This is a genomic window from Streptomyces sp. NBC_01451 (assembly GCF_036227485.1).
GTDB lineage: Bacteria > Actinomycetota > Actinomycetes > Streptomycetales > Streptomycetaceae > Streptomyces.
In genome coordinates, this window is record NZ_CP109479.1 from 4975030 (window position 1) to 4994365 (window position 19336).

General features: G+C 70.1%; 17 protein-coding genes. 12 read left to right on the forward strand and 5 right to left on the reverse strand.

Annotated elements, in window-relative coordinates:
- Window positions 1-25: 25 nt before the first annotated feature.
- The 3 genes from OG595_RS21820 (at window position 26) to OG595_RS21830 (ending at window position 1535) form a co-directional block, all read left to right on the forward strand.
- On the forward strand, window positions 26-280 hold the full coding sequence (locus tag OG595_RS21820; RefSeq protein ID WP_329274401.1) for a hypothetical protein: 255 nt from the start codon (window positions 26-28) through the stop codon (window positions 278-280).
- Between the two features lie 127 nt (window positions 281-407).
- The gene (locus tag OG595_RS21825; RefSeq protein WP_329274404.1) at window positions 408-1058 is read left to right on the forward strand and encodes a hypothetical protein; all 651 of its coding nucleotides are present in this window, start codon (window positions 408-410) and stop codon (window positions 1056-1058) included.
- A 108-nt stretch (window positions 1059-1166) separates the two neighbouring features.
- A complete protein-coding gene (locus tag OG595_RS21830; protein WP_329274407.1) occupies window positions 1167-1535 on the forward strand; it encodes a hypothetical protein in 369 nt (122 codons plus the stop codon).
- A 161-nt stretch (window positions 1536-1696) separates the two neighbouring features.
- On the opposite strand, the gene OG595_RS21835 is transcribed toward OG595_RS21830, so the two are convergent.
- Complete coding sequence (locus OG595_RS21835; protein ID WP_329274409.1) at window positions 1697-2440, reverse strand: response regulator transcription factor; 744 nt, start codon at window positions 2438-2440, stop codon at window positions 1697-1699.
- Between the two features lie 310 nt (window positions 2441-2750).
- Here OG595_RS21835 and OG595_RS21840 point away from each other — a divergent pair, with 310 nt between their 5' ends.
- The 4 genes from OG595_RS21840 to OG595_RS21855 all read left to right on the forward strand — a co-directional run bounded on the left by OG595_RS21840 (window position 2751) and on the right by OG595_RS21855 (window position 8647).
- On the forward strand, window positions 2751-3218 hold the full coding sequence (locus tag OG595_RS21840; protein WP_329274412.1) for a GntR family transcriptional regulator: 468 nt from the start codon (window positions 2751-2753) through the stop codon (window positions 3216-3218).
- Between the two features lie 4 nt (window positions 3219-3222).
- The gene (locus tag OG595_RS21845; RefSeq protein ID WP_329283097.1) at window positions 3223-4155 is read left to right on the forward strand and encodes an ABC transporter ATP-binding protein; all 933 of its coding nucleotides are present in this window, start codon (window positions 3223-3225) and stop codon (window positions 4153-4155) included.
- On the forward strand, window positions 4152-5168 hold the full coding sequence (locus OG595_RS21850; protein ID WP_329274415.1) for an ABC transporter: 1017 nt from the start codon (window positions 4152-4154) through the stop codon (window positions 5166-5168). The genes OG595_RS21845 and OG595_RS21850 overlap by 4 nt, the downstream gene beginning before the upstream one ends.
- A gap of 113 nt (window positions 5169-5281) precedes the next feature.
- The gene (locus OG595_RS21855; protein WP_329274418.1) at window positions 5282-8647 is read left to right on the forward strand and encodes a S8 family peptidase; all 3366 of its coding nucleotides are present in this window, start codon (window positions 5282-5284) and stop codon (window positions 8645-8647) included.
- A gap of 91 nt (window positions 8648-8738) precedes the next feature.
- Here the strand turns inward: OG595_RS21855 and OG595_RS21860 are convergent, their stop codons facing one another.
- On the reverse strand, window positions 8739-11876 hold the full coding sequence (locus tag OG595_RS21860; RefSeq protein WP_329274421.1) for a S8 family peptidase: 3138 nt from the start codon (window positions 11874-11876) through the stop codon (window positions 8739-8741).
- Window positions 11877-12355: 479 nt separating this feature from the next.
- On the opposite strand from OG595_RS21860, the gene OG595_RS21865 reads away from it, so the two are divergent.
- A complete protein-coding gene (locus OG595_RS21865; RefSeq protein ID WP_329274425.1) occupies window positions 12356-12733 on the forward strand; it encodes a hypothetical protein in 378 nt (125 codons plus the stop codon).
- A 79-nt stretch (window positions 12734-12812) separates the two neighbouring features.
- Here OG595_RS21865 and OG595_RS21870 read toward each other — a convergent pair whose 3' ends face one another.
- Window positions 12813-13010: a hypothetical protein gene (locus OG595_RS21870; protein ID WP_329274428.1), complete on the reverse strand. Its 198-nt coding sequence runs from the start codon at window positions 13008-13010 to the stop codon at window positions 12813-12815.
- Between the two features lie 504 nt (window positions 13011-13514).
- Between OG595_RS21870 and OG595_RS21875 the strand changes: the two genes are divergently transcribed.
- Together OG595_RS21875 and OG595_RS21880 are read left to right on the forward strand one after the other, a co-directional pair.
- Window positions 13515-13796 (forward strand): type II toxin-antitoxin system Phd/YefM family antitoxin, encoded by a 282-nt coding sequence (locus OG595_RS21875; RefSeq protein ID WP_329274430.1) that lies wholly within the window; start codon window positions 13515-13517, stop codon window positions 13794-13796.
- A gap of 4 nt (window positions 13797-13800) precedes the next feature.
- Window positions 13801-14082: a type II toxin-antitoxin system RelE family toxin gene (locus tag OG595_RS21880; protein WP_329274432.1), complete on the forward strand. Its 282-nt coding sequence runs from the start codon at window positions 13801-13803 to the stop codon at window positions 14080-14082.
- Window positions 14083-14145: 63 nt separating this feature from the next.
- On the opposite strand, the gene OG595_RS21885 is transcribed toward OG595_RS21880, so the two are convergent.
- Window positions 14146-15174, reverse strand: a complete 1029-nt coding sequence (locus tag OG595_RS21885; protein ID WP_329274435.1) for a Rieske 2Fe-2S domain-containing protein — start codon at window positions 15172-15174, stop codon at window positions 14146-14148.
- Between the two features lie 263 nt (window positions 15175-15437).
- On the opposite strand from OG595_RS21885, the gene OG595_RS21890 reads away from it, so the two are divergent.
- Window positions 15438-16601, forward strand: a complete 1164-nt coding sequence (locus tag OG595_RS21890) for a 4-hydroxybenzoate 3-monooxygenase (protein ID WP_329283100.1) — start codon at window positions 15438-15440, stop codon at window positions 16599-16601.
- 207 nt (window positions 16602-16808) lie between these two features.
- Window positions 16809-18500, forward strand: a complete 1692-nt coding sequence (locus tag OG595_RS21895) for a methyltransferase (RefSeq protein ID WP_329274438.1) — start codon at window positions 16809-16811, stop codon at window positions 18498-18500.
- A 92-nt stretch (window positions 18501-18592) separates the two neighbouring features.
- Here the strand turns inward: OG595_RS21895 and fabG are convergent, their stop codons facing one another.
- Window positions 18593-19315 (reverse strand): 3-oxoacyl-ACP reductase FabG, encoded by a 723-nt coding sequence (gene fabG / locus OG595_RS21900; protein ID WP_329283101.1) that lies wholly within the window; start codon window positions 19313-19315, stop codon window positions 18593-18595.
- Window positions 19316-19336 lie beyond the last annotated feature (21 nt).

Genomic DNA, 19336 nt, shown 5'->3' on the forward strand with positions numbered 1-19336 from the left:
AAAGGCGGTCAGCGTAACTGATCACATGGCAATCAGGGCGATCAAGGCGATCAAGGCGATCAAGGCGATCACGGCGATCACGGCGATCACGGCGTTCGCGGCGATCACGGCGATGAGACGCACAGCGGCCCTGCTGCCCGGCTGCCCGCGTGCCCGCCTGCCCGGCGGCCCGGCCGCCCGTCGTCGTGGGCTGCCGGACCAGGACGTCGTTGCAGTGGTCGCCGCCGGATCGTCCCACGGCACTGACTTCGCGGTGAACGGGGCTTTGATCCGACTCTGATGAATCCCCCAGGAAACTCTGGGCCGCCTTCTGATCGCGCGTTGATCAACCGGACGGGCCGTGCCTGTGGAATGGGTGCAGCCGGTGGGAATTCCACAGGCACTCGCTCTCTGGAAGGAAATGAGCAATGGCATTCACACCTCGCAGGCTCGTGTCCAAGAAGGGCCTGCCCCGTACCGCCGGGGCGGTCGCCGCCCTCGCTGTCGGCGCCACTCTGCTCGCGTCGCCGGCCGCCAGCGCCGCCGACAATCCCACCCCGAAGGAACTGCTGGAGACCTGCGGCGTCAGCACCAGCCTCTGCGTGTTCCACCCGCAGAGCTTCCAGGAGTACACCGGACCGAGCCACCACCTCGGACCGACCGTGTACAACTGCGCGACGAACGCGAACACCCTCACGGTCGGCGGTGAGGAAACGGTCGGATCCTCCGACTCCGTCGGTCTCACGATCACCACCTCCGCCGGGTTCGCGAAGGTCTTCGAGGTAGGCCTCGAAACCAGCTACAACCGCACGTGGGAACGCAGCCACATGGACAAGGTGGAGTTCGGGACGAGTGTCCCCGCCGGCTACAAGGGCTGGGTGGAGCGGGGCACGCCGAAGCGGAAGGCCACCGGCTGGTACGAGATCCAGTACAAGAACCGCCACTGGGGCCACTTCGACTGGTACGTCAACAACTACACCGAGTCGGGTTGGGACGTCGGCAAGTCGAATGGCGGTTACGCCAACTTCAAGGACGCGCCGATGACCCAGCAGGAACGCAACGAGCACTGCGGCCACTGAATTCCGCGCTCGAAATTCCTCCCCCCCACATTTCCCCCTCCCTTTCCGCCGGGCATGCCCGAGCAGGCATGCCCGGCCCGCGACAGAAAAAGAAATGGTGGCAGTTCCATGAACGGAATCAAGCGCAAAGTCACGATGGCGGTTCTCGCCGGAGCCACGGTCGTCGGTGCTCTGGCCATGCCCGCGACGGCCTCGGCGGACGGCGGCAAGTTCGTCCAGCTTCAGGTATGCAGTGCGTCGACCGAGACGGTCAAGTTCTACTTCGTCGGCGAGAACCAGCACGGTGACTGGGTCGGCTCGCGGTTCTGGGAGATCGCGCCGAAGGGCTGCACCACGGCCGAGGGCTGGTGGTGGCTGGCCGGCCGGTCCGTCGAGTTCCACCACCGCAAGCCCAGCACGGGCTGGCGCTGGGAGCAGCGCGTGGTCCCCGCGAACGGCCACAAGAACGGCGACACCATCCGGCTCGACATCGGGTAGGCAGCGGCTGGGCGATCCGCCCGAGCCCACGCCCAAGGGGTTCGCCGACCGTGCGAGACGGTCGGCGAACCCCTTTTTTCCGCTTTCCCGCTCACCTGCTCACCCGGACACCCGCGACTGGTCTGACTCGTGCGACATGCGCGACCCGTGCGATACGCCCGTCACGTTCCCACCGGGTCCGCGTGCACGATGTAGCCCGCGCCGCGCACCGTACGGATCAGCGACTGGCCCGAGTCGCCCAGCTTGCGCCGCAGGTAGTAGACGTAGGTCTCGACGACGCCCGACTCGCCCTGGAAGCCGTAGTTCCAGACCGTGTCCAGGATGTGCGCCTTGGAGATGACCTGGCCGGCGTTCTCCAGCAGCACCTTCAGCAGCGCGAACTCCGTCGCCGACAGTGGTACGGCCGTGCCGTGCCGCCACACCTCGTGGGTGCCCTCGTCCAGCTCGACGCCGGCCGCGCGCAGTCGGCGCGAGGCCGCGGGCGCGGTCCGGACAACTCCCCGGGCCCGCCGGATCAGGGCCCGGATACGTGCGCTGACCTCGGTGAGGTCGAAGGGCTTGGTGACGTAGTCGTCGCCTCCCATGGCCAGGGCGTGGCACTTGTCCTCGACTGCCGTACGGGCGCTGAGGAAGATCACCGGGGTGTCGATACCCGCGGCGCGGAGCCGTCCGCAGACGTCGGTGCCGTCCAGGCCGGTGCCGTCCAGGGGGGAGAGGGTCAGGTCCAGCAGTACCGCGTCGGGCTGCCGACGGCGGACCTCGTGGATCGTCTCGGCGCCCATGGACACGAGATGCGCGTCGAAGCCGAGGAAGCGCAGCGCCATGACCAGCATGTCGGAGGTGCCGGACCCGTCCTCGATCACGAGGACGGATGGGTGTTCGGGTACAGAGGGATCTTGATTCACGCCGGAGGCACTTTCTGTGGGGGTCGCCGTCGGGTGGTTCGTTCTCGGTGCTTCGTGGTTCATCGTTCGTGGTTCATCGTTCGTGGGTCGTGGGTCGTGGGTCGTGACTTGGGACTTGTGGCTTGTGGCTCGGGATTCGTTTCCTGGGGCTCGGGTGCGGGGTCTGGACCCAGGCTGACCACCGAAACGTTGTCCAAGAAGCCCCTCCGGTCACTTCGGACAACCCGGCCCCCGCCCTCCCCGCTCGCCGGTCGGCGTTGACAACCGCCCTCGGACCCCTCCATCATCATTCCACTAATCAAGTAGTGGAATGGTGGTGGTGATCGTGGAGTACCGCATCGACAGGCGGAGCGGGGTCCCCGCCTTCCAGCAGATCGTGCAGCAGACCAAGCAGGCCCTCCGGCTGGGCGTACTGGTGCCGGGTGACCGGCTGCCCACCGCCAAGGAGGTCGCCGAGACCAGCACGGTCAACCCGAACACCACCCTCAAGGCGTACCGCGAGCTGGAGCGCGAGGGCCTGGTCGAACCGCGACCGGGCCAGGGCACCTTCGTACGCCGCACCCTTGGCCGCCCCGAGACGGGCACCGACTCGCCGCTCTACGCGGAGCTGGTGGCGTGGGTGTCGAAGGCGGCCGGGGCCGGTCTTGAGCTGGAGGACGTGGCAGCGCTGGTCGCGTCGGCGCTGGAGAAGCAGTACACCGCCGGGAACGTGCCGGTGACGGGGTTCATGACAACGGGGCCCGCGGGGGCCACGACAACCAGGAGTACAGGTGAGTGACTACATGTACGCGGGGGAACCGGCGCTTGAGGCGTACGGGCTGGGAATGCGCTACCGGCGGGGCTGGGCGCTGCGGGACTGCTCCTTCCGGCTTCCGGCGGGCCGGATCTGTGGGCTGGTGGGACCCAACGGGGCCGGCAAGACCACGCTGCTGAGCATCGCGGCCCATGTCCTGCAGCCGACGAACGGCTCGATCAGCCTGTTCGGCGAGGCGCCGGGCTCGGTGGAGTCGGGCCGGCGCACCGCGTTCCTCGCCCAGGAGAAGCCGCTGTTCCGCCGGTTCACCGTGGCGGAGACCCTGCGGCTGGGCCGCGAGCTGAACCCCGGCTGGGACCAGCGCGCCGCCGAGGACGTCATCCGCGCGGGCAACGTGCCCTTCGACGCGAAGGTCGGCACCCTCTCCGGCGGTCAGCGCACCCGCGTCGCCATCGCCCTCGCCTTCGGCAAGCGCCCCGACCTGCTGCTGCTCGACGAGCCGATGTCGGACCTCGACCCGGTCGTGCGCCACGAGATCATGGGCACCCTCCTCGCCGAGGCCGCCGAGCGCGGCACCACCGTGCTGATGTCCACCCACGTCCTCGCCGAACTGGAGAACGTGTGCGACTACCTCGTCGTCGTGTCCGGCGGCGGAGTGCGCCTCGCCGGTGACGTGGACGAGCTGATGTCCGTGCACACCATGGTCACGGGCGCCAGGGAGGGTGAGGGCCTGCCCGCCTCCCTCGGGCACCACACCCTCGTCGAGTCCCGGACCAGCGGACGGCAGTTCACCGCGCTCATCCGCCCCGAGGGTCCGGTCACCGGCCCCTGGGAGACGGTCGCCCCGAACATGGAGGAACTCCTGCTCGCCTATCTCCGCTCACCCGACGCACCACCCCTGATCACGCCCACCGCCCAGGTCCAGGGCCAGGCCTACGGCACCGGGACGGTGGCGGCATGAGTACTCTCACCAGCACCTCGAACTCCGCGGCGGCCGGCGCGGAAGCCCCCCGCCGCCCCCAGCTGCTCAGCGGTATGAACTGGCTGATCTGGCGCCAGCACCGGGCCGCGTTCTGGACCATCCTCGCCGCCACCGCGCTCTCCGTGGCGTGGATCGTCTTCCAGCGCGGCCAGTTGATGGACTTCCTCACCGGTTACGGCTGGCCCACCAGGAACCTCGACGAAGCGGGCCCGAAGCTGGAGCCGTACCGCAAGGCCTTCGTCCTCGTCTCCGGCGGTCTGGGGTTCGTTCCCGTCCTGCTCGGCGTCTTCCTCGGCGCCCCGCTGCTGGCCGGCGACCTGGAGAACGGCACCGCCAAGCTGGTCGCCGCCCAGTCGGCGACCCGGGCCCGCTGGCTGGCCACCAAGCTGGGCCTGACCGCGCTGGTGGTCGTGGTGAGCATGGTGGCGCTGTCGGCAGCGTTCGGCTGGTGGTGGAACCCGGTCAGGGAGGAGAACACCGTCCTGGAGTGGTCTTCCGGCTCCGTCTTCGACATCACGGGCCCCGTACCCGTAGCCCTCACCCTCTTCACCGTCGTCGGCGGGGTGGCGATCGGCGTGGTGCTGCGCCGCACGCTGATGGCCATGGTGGTCACCTTCGGTTTCGCCGTCGCCGTCCAGCTCGTCTGGGGTTACTTCCGGCTGTCGCTCGGCGATGTCATCACGGTCACGACGAACAAGGGCGTCACCGCCGAGAACGCGTTCCCGGACCTGCCCCACGCCGCGCTCCAGATCGACGAGTCGTACCTCACCAGCAGCGGGGATCTCCTCGGCTGGAGCACCTGTGCGAACGGGGCGACCGATCAGGCGCGTGAGCTGTGCCTGAAGAAGGAGGGTGTCGTGGGCTGGTCCGTGGACTACCTCCCGATATCGCAGATGAACGGTATGCAGTGGTTCGGGGCTTCGATTCTGTTCGCCCTGACGGCCGCTGTCGTCGCGTTCCTCTTCTTCTGGGGCCGTAAGCGCCTCGTGTAGGCCCAGGCAGGCCGGCTCCTCGCAGAGCAGCCCCCTGTTACGCACCCCTTTAACGCGCCCCCTTTTACGCACCTCCTTTTCCTCATCCGGTCGTCCGGAGAGAAAGGCATGCCTTGAATCACCGAAAGAGGCGAGCAAGTGAGGCTTCGGCGCTCGCCCTGCTCACCACAGCCGCCCTTACCGCGGCCCTGCTCGGGGCCCCGCAATCAGGGGCCGCACCGGTCGGCAACGACAGTGCCACGGCGGCGGCCGGCGCCACCGGCAGGGCCAGGACCGTCACCCTCGTCACCGGTGACCGGGTCACCCTGGACGGCACCGGACAGGTCACCGGCGTGCGGCCCGGCAAGGGCCGGGAAGGCACCACCTTCCGAATAGCGCGGCACGCCGACCGTACCTACGTCGTACCGGGTGACGCCGAGCGGCTCCTCGCGAACGGCACCGCCGACCGACGGCTGTTCGATGTGACGCAGCTGGTCAAGTGGGGGTACGACGACGCGGCCCGCCCCGATCTCCCGCTGATCGTGACGTACGCCAAGGGCCGCACCCCCGCGCCGAGCGCGCTGTCCGCCGCCGGTGCCCGGGTGAGCCGGGACCTGCCCAGCGTCAACGGGGACGCGCTGAAGGCCCGTAAGTCGGAGGGCGCCGAGCTGTGGGAGACGCTCACCGGGAGCGGGGGGACGGCGCGGGCGAGGTCGGCCGCCGCCGACCGGGTCGAGAAGATCTGGCTCGACGGGAAGGTCGAGGTGGCCCTCGACCGGAGTACCGCCCAGATCGGCGCCCCCGAGGCCTGGGCGGCCGGGTACGACGGGGCGGGCGTCAAGGTCGCCGTGCTGGACACCGGGGTCGACGGCACGCACCCGGACCTGCAAGGCCGTATCGACGCGGCGAAGAACTTCTCCGAGGCGGCCGACACCGTCGACCGGGTGGGCCACGGCACGCATGTCGCCTCGACGGTCGCGGGCTCGGGCGCGCACTCCGGGGGCAAGTACAAGGGGGTCGCGCCGGGTGCCCGGCTGATCAGCGGCAAGGTGCTCGACGACAGCGGTGACGGCGAGGAGTCCGGCGTCATCGCCGGCGCGCAGTGGGCCGTCGCGCAGGGCGCCAAGGTGGTCAACCTGAGCCTGGGCGGTCCCGACAGCCCGGGTGACGATCCCGTCGAACAGGCGGTGAACGAGCTGTCCGCCTCCTCCGGCGCCCTCTTCGTGATCGCCGCCGGCAACGAAGGTCCGGCCGCCGGCACCGTCGGATCGCCGGGCAGTGCCGCCGCCGCGCTCACCGTGGGCGCGGTGGACCGCTCCGACGCGATGGCCGAGTTCTCCAGCCGGGGCCCGACTGCGGACGGTTCCCTCAAGCCCGACCTCACCGCCCCCGGCGTCGACATCGTCGCCGCGAAGGCCGCCGAGGGCACGGAGGGCGACCCGGCCGCCGACGGCTACGTCTCGATGAGCGGTACGTCGATGGCGACCCCGCATGTCGCGGGCGCCGCCGCGATCCTCGCCCAGCGCCACCCCGACTGGACCGGTGAGCGAATCAAGGCCGCGCTCACCGCCTCCGCCAAGCCCACGGCCGGCGTCTCGGCGTTCGCGCAGGGCACGGGCCGTACGGACATCGTCCGCGCCCTCGAACAGCGGCTCACCACCACCCCGGCCACCGTCGGCTTCCCCACCCAGCAGTGGCCGCACACCGACGACACCCCGGCCACCAGAACCATCACCTACCGCAACGACGGCGACCTCCCCCTCACCCTCGACCTGACCACCGAGGCGTACGGCGCGGACGGAAAGCCCGCCGCCTCGGGCATGTTCGAGGTCTCCCCGAAGCAGCTCACGGTCCCGGCGGGCGGCACCGGAACCGCCCAGGTCACCGCCGACACCAGCGCGGGCACGGCCGACGGCTCCTTCGGCGGCGCGCTCACCGCGACTGACGGCGCGGGTACGACCGTACGGACCGGCATCGGCGCACAGCGCGAGGTCGAGTCGTACGACCTGACGGTCAAGCACCTCGACCTCAAGGGCAAGCCCGCCGGGCGTTCCCAGACCGGGGTGCAGGGCCTGGACGACAAGATCTGGCAGGACTACTCCGACGACACGGACGGCGAGTTCACCGTCCGGCTGCCCAAGGGCCTCTACAGCCTCGAAGGCCGTATCGACACGAGCGCGAACCCGGACTCCGACACCGGGGACCTTGCCCTGCTCCTCAACCCGAAGTTCTCGCTCACCCGTGACACCACCCTCGTCATGGACGCGCGCAAGGCCGAACCGATCCGGATCACCGTGCCGGACAGCGGGGCGAAGCACACCGACGCCACGCTCAACTTCGGGATCGACATCGACGGGTACCGGAGCATCTCCACGTACGAGATGGGCAGCTTCGGCAGGCTCCGCGTCGGGCAGTTCGGCGCCAGGCTGCCCGCGAGTGAGGCGTTCGCGCAGTACAACGGCACCTGGACGCACGGCAGTACGCACTACCGGCCGGTCTGGAACCGTACCGGCGACCTGTCGGGCTTCACCGCGAACCCGAAGCGCGGGCAGTTCGCCAAGGTCACGCTCGCCGCCGGTGCGCCCGCCACGGGCAAGACGGCGTCGCTCGTCGCCGCGCCGCTGACTCCGGGCGGCTCGTGGTTCGACTTCCAGCTCGACAAGCGCTCGCTGCCGGGTGCCTTCACCGACTACGTTCTGCCGGGCGTACGGTGGCGGTACTCCGTCTCGCAGGACGGCGGCAAGGACGCGGACGGCGAACCGGTGTGGGACGCCGGCCAGTGGGTCGCTAAGCCCCGTTCGTACAGCGCGGGCAAGGAGTACACCGAGCGGTTCAACACCGGAGTCTTCGGCCCGCACCTCACCGGCCCGCTGACGGACGGCGAGGACCGCCCCGGCGCGGTCCGTATGGGCGACACCTTCCTGGCCTACCTCCCCCTGTTCTCCGACGGCGCCGGTCATATCGGCGATTCCCGCTACAGCAGGGCCAGGAGCACCCTGTACGCGGGCGGCACGCGGATCTTCGCCGTGGACACTCCCCTGTCGGGTGTCTCGTACGAACTCCCCGCCGCCAAGCGCACGTTCCGCCTCACCACGGACGTCTCCCGCCCCACCTCGCTCTCCTCGGTGAGCACCCGGGTCGCCGTCGAGTGGACCTTCACCTCCGCGCACGTCACCGGCGTCGGGCAGCGGCTGCCGCTGTCGGTGGTCCGCTTCACTCCCAGGCTGAGCGCGGCGAGCACGGCCAAGGCGGGTACGCGCTTCTCCGTACCGTTCACGGTCGAGGGCGCGGCCACCGCGCGCACCGCCGGCAAGCCGGCCTTCTCCGTCTCGTACGACGACGGCCGGACCTGGCACCCGGCGAAGGCGGTCGACGGCAAGCGCCTCGACCTGCGGCACCCGGCGAAGGCGGGCACGGTCTCCCTGCGCGTGACGCTCAGGGACACGGCCGGCAACACCCTGAAGCAGACGATCCATCGGGCCTATCGGACCGTCAAGTAGACCGAAAACAAGGTGGGTTGCTTCCGTCGCGCGCAAGCGACGGAAGCAACCCACCTTGTTTGTGTGCCTGTTTGTGCTTGCTCGTGTGCTGTTACGGCTCGACGGTCAGGACGGTCGAGCCGACCGTGTCGGTGCCGTCGCCGTACTCGACGACGCCGAGATACTCGCCACCGGGCGTCAGGTCGCGCCAGGAGACGGTGGTGGCGACGGTGTCGCCCGCTGCCACCTTCCGCTCGGCCGGGGTGATCGTGGCCGGAAGGTCGGGCCGGGTGCCCGGGCCGATCAGCCAGGTGTGGAGGGTGTACGTCTGGCTGGTGACACCCTCGGGCAGGGCGTACTGGTTGACGTACACCTCGTAGGTGCCCGGGGTGAGGTCGACCTGCTCGTCGTTGCCGTCGTCGGGGTTCGAGAGCAGGTTGCGGTCCTTGTCGTACACCCACAGGTCCACGTCGCTGCCCGCCACATGGTCGGCGGAGCGGAGTGCGACGCGGGCGAGGGCGGAGCCCTCGGGGACGACGATCTCCGTCTTGACCGCGGAGGGCGCCAACTGTGCGGGCGGCGGGCCGAAGTCGCGGTCGGCGCCGGTCAGGGTGCCCGTCCTGGTGGTGCCCGCGTAGAGGCCGTTCACCGTGGTGGTGAAGGTGCCCTTCCAGCCGGCCTTCGGCGTGAGGGTGACCGAGCCGGTCGCGTCGGTGCCGGTGGCCGTGGCCGGTGCGGCGATCTGTACGGCCCGCAGGGCGACGGTGCTGCGGACCCGGTGGTTGTCCTTGTCGCTGAGGGTGACCGAGCCGTAGACCCAGTCGTCGTAGGCGGCGTCGGTGCGGGCGAAGGTGACCTCGTACGTCGCCGATCCGCCCGCCGGGACGACCAGCCGCTTCGGGGTGACCTCGGCCTTGTAGCCGTGCGGGGTCTGGAGCTCGGCGGTGTAGACGCCGGTGGTGGCGGTGACGTTGGTGACCGTGCGGGTGACGGTCTGCCTGCCGGCCAGGTCGCCGACCGAGATGTTCGGGGTGTTGAGGTCGCTCGCGTCGGTCTTGCGGGCGGTGGCGCAGGCGTCGCTGCCGTCGCCGGTCACCGGCTGGTCGCCGAGGGCGCACATGTACGACGTCCAGTCGGCGGAGTCGGAGTCGTAGACGAGGCCGGGGTTGTCGGCGGTGTTCGGTACGACGTGTCCGGAGCCGTAGTCGAGCGGGGTGGCCGCGCCCTCGACGTTGGTGCGCCCGATCGCCCTGCCCTCGTTGTCCTTGGTGGTCGCGGTGGTCATCAGCGCCGACTTGACCTCCATGGGGGACCAGTCGGGGTGCGACTGCCGCAGCAGCAGGGCGAGTCCGGCGACATGCGGGGAGGCCATGGACGTACCGGACATGATGCCCTGCTCGCCCTTGAACACGCCGTTCTCGCCGCCCGGGGCGGTGCCCGCGACGATGTCCATGCCGGGCGCCGCGATGTCGGGCTTGAGCAGGTCGCCGCCGCTGGTGAGGTCAGGGCCGCCGGAGGAGAACCCGGCGATCTGCGGGGCCCGCTGGTACACGGCCTTCGCGGCGCTGAGGGAGGCGGTGGCGCCGGTGCTGTCGGCGTACGCCTTGACGGCCAGACCACCGGCGGGCTTCAGGTAGGCGGTCGGGAGGGTGTGGGCGTCGGCGATCGTGTCGTCGGCCTCGTTGACGTAGTACAACACCATGCCGACGCCGCCCGCGGCCTTGACCTGGGCACTCTTGTCGACGCGGGCGTTGACGCCGCGCTTGCAGAGCACGATCGCACCCTTGACCTCGGCCGGGTCGAGGCTGTCGGCTACGCACAGTTCGGCCTGTGCGGGGTCGACGCCGTCACGGGCGGCCTTCGCCGCGTCGACGAGCGGCGCGGACGGTACGGCGGTGCCGCTGACGCCGACACCGGAGTAGGAGGCGCCGTTGCCGAGGGTGACCGTCGTGCGGTAGCCGAGGTCGTGGCTGGAAGCGGCGACGGTGGTCACCCACGGGACGTTGTTGGAGACGGTGCCGCGCCCGGAGTTGCCCGCCGAGGTCGAGACGAAGACGCCCGCCTTGGCGGCGTTGAACATCGCCGTGTACTCGGGGATGTTCGTGGGGTCCCCGTTGCCGCCGCCGATGGAGTAGTTGATGACGTCGACACCGTCGGCGACGGCCTTGTCGTAGGCGGCGGCGATGTCCACCGTCGGGCAGCCGTCGTGCCAGCACACCTTGTAGGCGGCGATGCGGGCCGCCGGAGCGAGCCCCGATATACGGCCGGATATCGCGGTGTCGGGCACGGTGGCGGCCACGTCGTAGTTGCCGGCCGAGGTGGTCGCGGTGTGGGTGCCGTGGGACTCGGCGTCCATCGGGGACGCCCAGTCGGTGTCGGTGGGGTCGGTGAGGCCCTTGTTGAAGTACTGGGCGCCGATCACCTTGTTGTTGCAGGTGACCCGGTGTGCGCTGTCCGCGCCGGGGTCACAGCTGCCCTTCCACTTCTTGGCGATGACGGCGGCGTCGGAGAGGGGCTCCGGAAGGGCGGCGAGGGAGGGGTTGTCGGGGTCGATCCCGGTGTCGATGACACCGAGGATGAGTCCCCGGCCCGCGTTCTTCTGTCCGCCGGGCACCTTGGAGTAGAGCCCGCCGGGCTTCTTCAGCCCGAGGAACCCGGCGGTGTCGGGCACGGGGAGGGTGCCGGAGGACGCCTTCGCGGCAGCCGCCGTCGCGGTGGACGTCACCGCGGTGGACGCCGTGCGGGCGGTTGTGGCGTGGACGGTGTCCGTGGCGCCCGCTTCCGCCTCCGTGTCCGCGGTGGCCGTCACCCGGCGCATCTCGTTGCGGGCCAGGGAGACGACGCCCTCGGTACGGGCCAGGGTGTTGGCCTGACGGGCCGTCAACTTCGCGGCGAAACCGTTGAGTACGTACTGGTAGCTGTACAGCGGCCGGACGCCCGGCACCTCGTCCAGCACCTCCTCGCGCTGCCGCTTCAGTCGGCCGACGTAGTCCCGCACGGCCTGCGTCCGTGTGTCCAGCCGCTTCCCGGGCGCGGGCGCGGTCTTCGGGTACGTGGCGACGGGATCGCCCGCGATCTGCACGAGGTAGGTGCCGGCGGAGAACGTCTGCGTCCGCCGGACGGTGTCGGCCGACGAGGCCTGGGCGAGTGGGCTGTAGGTGAGAATCAGTCCCCCGGCGAGTGCTGGGGCGAGCAGAGAGGCTGCTCGTCGGCCGACGCTCCGGCGTCGGCCGGGGTGTTGCTGGGACAAGGTGGTGCCTTTCCCGAATGGAGTGGTCAAGTCCCCGAGATCAAGGTCATCTTGTGCCCATGAGGTTGCTGCGAGAAAGCCAGGATGTTTGAAACCTCAGTAACTGCACAGGTTCTTCACGGAGTTCGCTGACTACTTTCCAGTAGCGACTCTTTGGCCCCCGGCCTGGTCGCGCGTTCAAACGGCAAGCGGAGCAGGCCGGTTGCCCTCTCGGGTCTGCCGTCTGGCGTGTGCCGTGGAATCTCCCGGTGAACAGGCGGCGATTCGCGGGGAGTTCCCCGGTGAATCACCCGATGGCACCGGCGTGGTCGCGCGGCCTTCGCTCGCCCCGCCATCTCGACTCTCCACGACTCGGCGTCACTTGAGCAAAGGTGGGTGCTCGCCGCCGTCGGACGCGTACTCATCCGGCGGCCCTTCGAGCCGGCCGCCGTACCTCGGCCCGACCGGCGCACGGTCAGTGGTTCGGGCAAGATGGCCTCATGACAAAACTGTCCGAACGGTCGACCGGTCGTGTCTCCTCTGGTTCGGTGCTGTCGTTGTGGTCACAGGACTCCGTGCTGTCGATCGGCTCGGTGGGATCGGTGCTGTCCGTGGGGTCCGTCGGTTCCGCCCTGTCCGTCGGTTCGATCGGAAGTGCCCTGTCGGTCGGCTCGATCGGGTCCGCCCTGTCGCTGATCTCGGCCGGATCGTGGCTGAGCACGGGCTCGGTGCTCTCGGCACAGTCGCGGTGGTCGGTCCTGTCCTGGCGTTCCTCCGGCGGATTCCTGGCGATGGGAGCGGTGGGGGCGGCGGCTGGGGGTGCCCTCCTGCTGGCCCGGATGGCACACAGGGCGGAAACCGGCGCCGGGCGACCCTGACCGGCGGAACTGACGCACAGTCATCTCGCTTCACCGCGCCGCGCCCCACCTCGCCTCACCTCATCTCGACGGCCCTGTCCTAGTCGTCGCCGGAACTCTGGTTGTTGCTGCCGCTGTTGTTGCTCTTGGTCCCCATCGCGCGCACCACCTGACCCGTCACCATGGTCACGGTGGCCACCGCGCGCACCCAGGGCGGTCCGCCCCGCGCGGCCCACACGACACAGACGCATCCGCCGATGGCGAGCACGAGGACGCCTGTCAGTAGAAACAGCAGCACGCTGATCTCCCTCTTTCCGTTCCGGTACGGGCATCCTCGCAGCCCGCGTGGAGCCGGGCGGGGTGATCCCGGTTGTGGAGAGGGGGTTGAGTCCCCGGCGGTTCACTCGCGGGAGCGAGCTCGGGCGGCCCGGGGCGGAGGGGCATGTTGGCCCATGACGAACTGACCCGGCTGACCGGCAACAGTAGCGGCAACGTGGAAGGTGGGGGGCGAAACAGGACGCAGCTCTCGGGGGGCCAACTCGGCCTGGTGTCGATGGAGTTCGACCCTGGTTGCTTCCGGGATGGCTTGGGGTGCCTTCGTGGAGCGCATCAAGCACTGAGCGCAGAGTAGAAGAAGAGCACCCCCGACCAGATGGATGGCCGGGGGTGCTCTGGACCTGTGGGCAGGCACCTCGCTGTGCTCCTTGTCGGGGAGAGGGGGCGTCGGCTGTGGCGCCGCAGGTTGTGCGGCATCCCCAGCCCGGACACCCACCGTCTGATGTACATCTGCTACATTCGTGACATGAGTGATCCAGTGATCGAATCCATGGCCGATGTCCGCAGTCACCTGGCTGACGTCATCGATCGGGCTCGACGGGAGGAAACCCCGACGATCATCACTCGGCGCGGCAAGCAGGAAGCCGTCGTGATCGACATCCAGGAGTACCGGCGCCTGCGTGAGATCGCGGAGAACGCCGAGGAGGCGTGGCTCAACCGGCTCGCTGACGAAGCCGAGTCCGAGGGCACGGAGGGGTCGGTTTCGCTCGAAGAGATGGCCGCTCTGCTGCGCGCTGAACAAGGCTGACCTCATGGGGTACGTCACACGCTTCACCCCGCATGCTCAGCGGAGCATGCTCAAGGTCCCGCGGCCGGATGCCCTGCGTATCCTGTACCGCCTCGCCGAACTCCAGAAGGCGCTGGACGTCGGCGACACCGCATCCTTCGACGTTAAAGCCTTGCAAGGGCACAGTGCTCGCTGGCGGCTCAGGGTCGGCGACTACCGTGTCGTCTACACCGTTGAGGATGGCCGGCTGATCGTGTGGGTCCTGGCAGTCGGCAACCGTCGCGAAATCTACCGACAGGTTCCATGAGCCCCTGCGGTGAGGCTCCTCGGCAGGGTCTCTCCGTCGCGGGATTGTCTCTGCCAGGGGTGATCAAGACTCGACTCCTTGCGTCCCTGTCCGGACCGGCTCGTCACCCGCCGTAGGCCCGCTCTCCGCCCCGTCCGGCAGGTCCGCCCGGCGTGCCCCCGGAATCGGTACGTCCGACGGTGGATAGAACTGCCCGTACCAGCGCCGCAGCGCCCGGATGCCCTTCTCGTGCGGGAGCAGTACCGGGCGGGCCTGGTGGATCTTGTGGTCCCAGATCTCGACCTCCTCCCGTACCTCGCCCAGGGCTTCCGCGCGGAAGACGAGCTTGAAGAGCGGTGTCAGGAACGGGAGTCGGGCCGGTTTGCGGAGGTAGTACAGCATCCGGAGTTCGCTCGTGCGGTCGTCGATCGGGGTGGTGAGGGCGACCGCGGTCACCGACAGGACGGGGCCGTGGACGCGGACCACCATGACGCCCGGGCCGTACATGAACGCGTCGAAGGTGTTGTTGATGTCCCAGGCGAGGACGCGTCGGGAGATCCGGCCGCGGGCCTCGGCGTACGGGCCGTCCTGGCGCCAGTCCTGGACGGGGGGTTCGCTCTGGCCGTGGATGAAGTGGAAGTGGGACTCGTCGACGATGTTCTCGCGCATCTCCTGGACGTGGACGCGCGCCCGGCAGATGTCGTCGATCGGGGAGGCGTACGCCTTGGACTCCGTCTCGGGGATTTCCGGTACCTCCCAACTCGGCTCGCCCGGGCCGGCGTGGACGAGGACGAGTCCGCTGTGTTCGCGGACCGGGAAGCCGCCGAGGGACACTTTGGGGGTGCGGGTGGCGAACGGTGCCTCCACGCACCGGCCGTCCGTGCCGAACCGCCAGCCGTGGAACGGGCACACCACCGTGCCGTCCACCACCTTGCCGCCGGCGCCCAGGTGGGCGCCGTAGTGGGGGCAGTGCGCGTCCCGGACGGTCGCCCGCCCGTCGGTTCCCCGGAAGGCGATGAGCGCGCGTCCGAAGTAGTGGAGGCTGACGACCTTGCCCGGCCTCAGTTCGGCGCTGCGGAGTACGGCGTACCAGCCGTACGGAACGAACGGCATCGGATACTCGTCGGCCCGGGGGTCGCGGGGGAGGGATGCGACCGTGTCATGACTCCGCCATAAACGCATGTGGCGATGCTAGGTCCTGTCGACACGTTCAGGTCCGCCCGTTGCCCGTAGTCGTGGTCCCGCTGCCGTTCGGCTTACCGTTCGAACCGGGCATTCAGGTGATTTATGCGCTGACATGGACTTCTGGCTACCTAATATCGGGTTCCGTGACAGACGGGAAGAGTCGGCGCCGATCGGCCGACCAAGTGGCCGATGTGGTCGTCCTCGGGGCAGGGCCGGCCGGGCTCGTGCTCGGCAACATTCTTGTGGACCGGGGGATCGACTGCGTCGTTCTGGAGCGGGCCGAGCGCACGCATGTGCAGACGCGGGCCCGTGCCGGGTTCCTGGCCGCCAACACCGTACGGATCCTGGAACGGAACGGCCTCGCCGAGGGGTTGTGGCGGCGCGGGCAACTCCACAGCACCTGTGAGTTCCGTGCCGAGGACGGCCGGTTCCGGCTGGACTACAGCGGGCTCGGCCGGCGGGAGCGGCACACTGTCTACCCCCAACAGGACCTGGTGACCGACCTGTTGACGCGGTTCCTGGAACGCGGCGGACAACTCCGTTTCGGCACCGAGGCCTTGGCCGTGCACGACGCCGACAGTGAGCGGCCCGAGGTGGCCGTGCGCGACGCCGACGGCCGGCCCGGCCTGTGGCGGGCGCGGTACGTGGCCGGCTGCGACGGGCGGCACGGCGCGGCCCGCCGGTCACTGCCGGCCGGCACGGTCCGTCACCACCGCGATCACGGCGTGACCTGGCTCGGTCTGCTCGCCGAGGCGCCGCCGAGCCTGGACGCCGTCGGATACGCGGTGCACGAGCGCGGGTTCGCCGGGCACATGGCCCGCACCAGCGAGGTCACCCGCTACTACCTGCAGTGCGAGCGCGGCACCCGGGCCGACGACTGGTCCGAGGAGCGGATCTGGGACGAGTTGGAGACGCGGATGCGGGCGGGGGAGTACGGCCCGCTGCGCCGGGGGCGCGTCGTGCAGCGTTCCGTCGTCGACCTGGAGTCCGACGTGCTCGAACCACTGCGCCACGGCGCGTTGTTCCTGGCCGGCGACGCCGCCGGTCTGATCAGCCCGTCCGCCGCGAAGGGCGCCAACCTCGCTGTCCTCGAAGCGGAGTTGCTGGCCCGCGCCGTGATCGACGACCTCATCGCCGGGGACCCCGAGGGCCTCGACGCCTACTCGGCGCGGTGTCTGGCACACATCTGGCGTGCGCAGGAGTTCTCCCACTGGATGATCGGGCTGCTGCACGGCCCGTCCGGCGCGGACGGCGAGTCGCTCTTCCACAACTCCCTGCGCCGCTCCCGCCTCACCTCGCTGCGCACCTCGCGCAGCCAGCAGGACTGGTTCGCCGAGCACTACGTCGGCGTGTAGGCCCCGTCAGCCCGTCACCTGTGCCCGTCACCCGTGCCCGTCGGCCCTGGATCCCGTCATCCATGGATTCCTGGATCACCGAATCGCCGAACCACCGATTCCCCGAACTACCGAATCCCCCCACTCCCGAACTCCCGAACCCATGAACTCCGCACCCGCGTACGTCCGTACGCGCATCTCAGAGCCCCGGAATGAGGATTCCCCGCAATGATCACGGCATCGGCGGACGGCGACACGTCCCGCCTGCGCGCGACGGTCGACTTCGTCAAGGAACAGGACACCGCCACACTGCTCCCGCTTCTGCTTCCCGGGCTCGACGGCCCGGAACTGCGGAGCCTGGTGGAGCACTGCGAGTTCCGGCACGCGGCGCTGCTCGTCTTCCCGCCCGGCGAGGCGGAGTTGGACGCCATGCTCGCCGACTGCGGGCTCGTCGCGGACACGCCGCCGCGGCCGAGCGTCGTCGTGCGTGAGCGTCTCGCCGTACGGCACAAGCGGAGTGCGGCGGAACTCGACGTCGGCATTCTGCGCCCCGGGGTGGAGTGCCTGGACGGGGAGCGCCGCATGGTCGAGGTGTTCGCGCTGACCGTGCCGCCGGGGTCGGACCTCGACACGGTCGCCGCGCACGAGCGGGAGCGGCAGCACGAGGCGCATGTCGCCTTCGAGGTCGAGGCCCCCGACCCGTTGGTGCTGCGCGGCCTGTGCGCGGCCTTCGGACAGTACGGGGCCACCCCCGGCGGCGGCGGCTACAACCCGCACGAGAACGGCACGGTGTTCTACTTCACCGCGCCCGCCGAGGCCAAGGCCCCTTACCGGCGCGTGGAGTTGTACGTCCCCGGTGGCCACCGCGACATCCTCGCCGCCCACCTCGACGAGCACCGCGGGAACCATCCCGCCGAGACCCTGCTGCGCCTGCTGACCGGGGCGTGGACGACGCAGGCCCTGGCCGCTTTCGCGCGGCTGGAGGTGGCCGACGCGATGGACGGGGAGCGGAGCGTCGGGCTGGCGGAACTGGCGCACGAGGTCGGCGCGTTCGAGCCGAACCTGGCCACTCTGCTGCGCTACCTCACCATGCTCGGCGTGGTCGGCGAGGACCGCGACGGCTTCCGGCTCACGGACACCGGCCGCCTGCTGCGCGCGGACGCCGAAGGGTCGATGCGGTCGCTGGCGCTGATGTACGGGGGACCGTTCTACGAGTCCTTCGCCGGACTCGGGGACACCGTGCGAACCGGGCGGGTCGCCTTCGAGCAGCGCTTCGGCGAGAACCACTTCGACCACTTCGCCCGTGACCCCGAGCTCGCCGAACTCTTCGACCGGTCGATGGCCGCCGGTTCACGGATGTTCGACCCGCTGCCCGCCCACCCGGTCCTCACCGGGGCGGCCGAAGGGGCCACGGTGGTCGACATCGCGGGCGGCAGCGGGGAGTTGCTCAGCCGAATCCTTTCCGCACACCCCCGCCTGCACGGCCTCCTGCTGGAGCGCCCGCACACCGTCGAGGCCGCCCGTGTCCTCCTCGGCGCGGCCGGCCACGCGGCGCGGTGCGCCTTCCAAGCGGGCGACTTCGCGGACGTACCCGCGGGCGGCGATGTCTACGTCCTGTCCCGCGTCCTGCACGACTGGGACGACGACCGCTGCCGCGAGATCCTGCGCCACTGTGCCCGCGCGATGTCCGACACCGCCGATCTGCTCGTCGTCGAACGAGTTCTGCCCGCCGACGGCTCGGCCTCGCTGGCCACGGCCTGGGACCTGCACATGATGTGCAACGTCGGTGGCCGCGAACGGCGTGCCGACCACTACGCCCGGCTGTTCGCCGACGCGGGCCTCACCCTGGTGGGCCGGGCACCCCTGCCCCTGGACGGCAACGTGCTGCACGTCCGCAGGGCCGGGACCGTCAACACCTGACGTCGGACTGCGGTGCTGGGGGCTGGGGGCTGGGGGCTGGGGGCTGGGGGCTGGGAGGGCTGCGGGGGCTGCGGGGGTGTGGGTGTGCCGCCTCAGTGCCCCAGCCCCGCGCCCCCGTCCACCGGAATCACCGCACCCCGCACATACCCGGCCCCCGTCAGGAACGTCACCGCGTCCGCGACCTCGTCCGGGCGGGCGAGACGGCCGGCCGGGGTCTGCCGGAGCAGGTCGCGGCGTTGGTCGGGAGTGAGGGCGCTGCTCATGTCCGTTTCCGTGAGGCCGGGGGCCACCACGTTGCAGGTGATGTCCCGGGGGCCCATTTCGCGGGTGAGGGAGCGGGCGAAGCCGACCAGCCCCGCTTTGGCCGCCGCGTAGTTGGTCTGGCCGGCGGAGCCGTGCAGGGCCGCCGTCGAGGAGATGAGGACGATACGGCCGTGACCTTCGCGGAGCATGCCGCGTATCGCGCGCTGGGTGACGCGGAAGGCCCCGGTGAGGTTGGTGTCGACGACCGAGGTGAAGTCCGCCTCGGTCATCCGCACCAGCAGGCGGTCGTTCGACGTGCCCGCGTTGGCGATCAGGACCGTCACCGGGCCGTGTGCCGCCTCGGCCTCCTTGAAAGCCCGGTCCACCTGCTGACTGTCCGTCACATCGCAGCGTACGGCGAGGAATCCCTCCGCCTCGGCCTCCGGGGGCTGCTCGCCTCGGTACGTCACCGCGACCCGGTCGCCGGCTGTCGCGAAACGGCGGGCTATGGCCAGCCCGATCCCCCTGTTTCCGCCGCTGACGAAGACCGAACGAGGCGTCGCCTGCGCCATCATGACTTCCCTCTCCACGTC

Excerpts from the sequence above, each read along its gene's own strand:
- OG595_RS21820 (WP_329274401.1), top strand. The coding sequence starts at position 26 with ATGGCAATCAGGGCGATCAAGGCGATCAAGGCGATCAAGGCGATCACG.
- OG595_RS21825 (WP_329274404.1), top strand. The coding sequence starts at position 408 with ATGGCATTCACACCTCGCAGGCTCGTGTCCAAGAAGGGCCTGCCCCGT.
- OG595_RS21830 (WP_329274407.1), top strand. The coding sequence starts at position 1,167 with ATGAACGGAATCAAGCGCAAAGTCACGATGGCGGTTCTCGCCGGAGCC.
- OG595_RS21840 (WP_329274412.1), top strand. The coding sequence starts at position 2,751 with ATGGTGGTGGTGATCGTGGAGTACCGCATCGACAGGCGGAGCGGGGTC.
- OG595_RS21845 (WP_329283097.1), top strand. The coding sequence starts at position 3,223 with ATGTACGCGGGGGAACCGGCGCTTGAGGCGTACGGGCTGGGAATGCGC.
- OG595_RS21850 (WP_329274415.1), top strand. The coding sequence starts at position 4,152 with ATGAGTACTCTCACCAGCACCTCGAACTCCGCGGCGGCCGGCGCGGAA.
- OG595_RS21865 (WP_329274425.1), top strand. The coding sequence starts at position 12,356 with ATGACAAAACTGTCCGAACGGTCGACCGGTCGTGTCTCCTCTGGTTCG.
- OG595_RS21875 (WP_329274430.1), top strand. The coding sequence starts at position 13,515 with ATGAGTGATCCAGTGATCGAATCCATGGCCGATGTCCGCAGTCACCTG.
- OG595_RS21880 (WP_329274432.1), top strand. The coding sequence starts at position 13,801 with ATGGGGTACGTCACACGCTTCACCCCGCATGCTCAGCGGAGCATGCTC.
- OG595_RS21885 (WP_329274435.1), bottom strand. The coding sequence starts at position 15,174 with ATGCCGTTCGTTCCGTACGGCTGGTACGCCGTACTCCGCAGCGCCGAA.
- OG595_RS21895 (WP_329274438.1), top strand. The coding sequence starts at position 16,809 with ATGATCACGGCATCGGCGGACGGCGACACGTCCCGCCTGCGCGCGACG.
- fabG (WP_329283101.1), bottom strand. The coding sequence starts at position 19,315 with ATGGCGCAGGCGACGCCTCGTTCGGTCTTCGTCAGCGGCGGAAACAGG.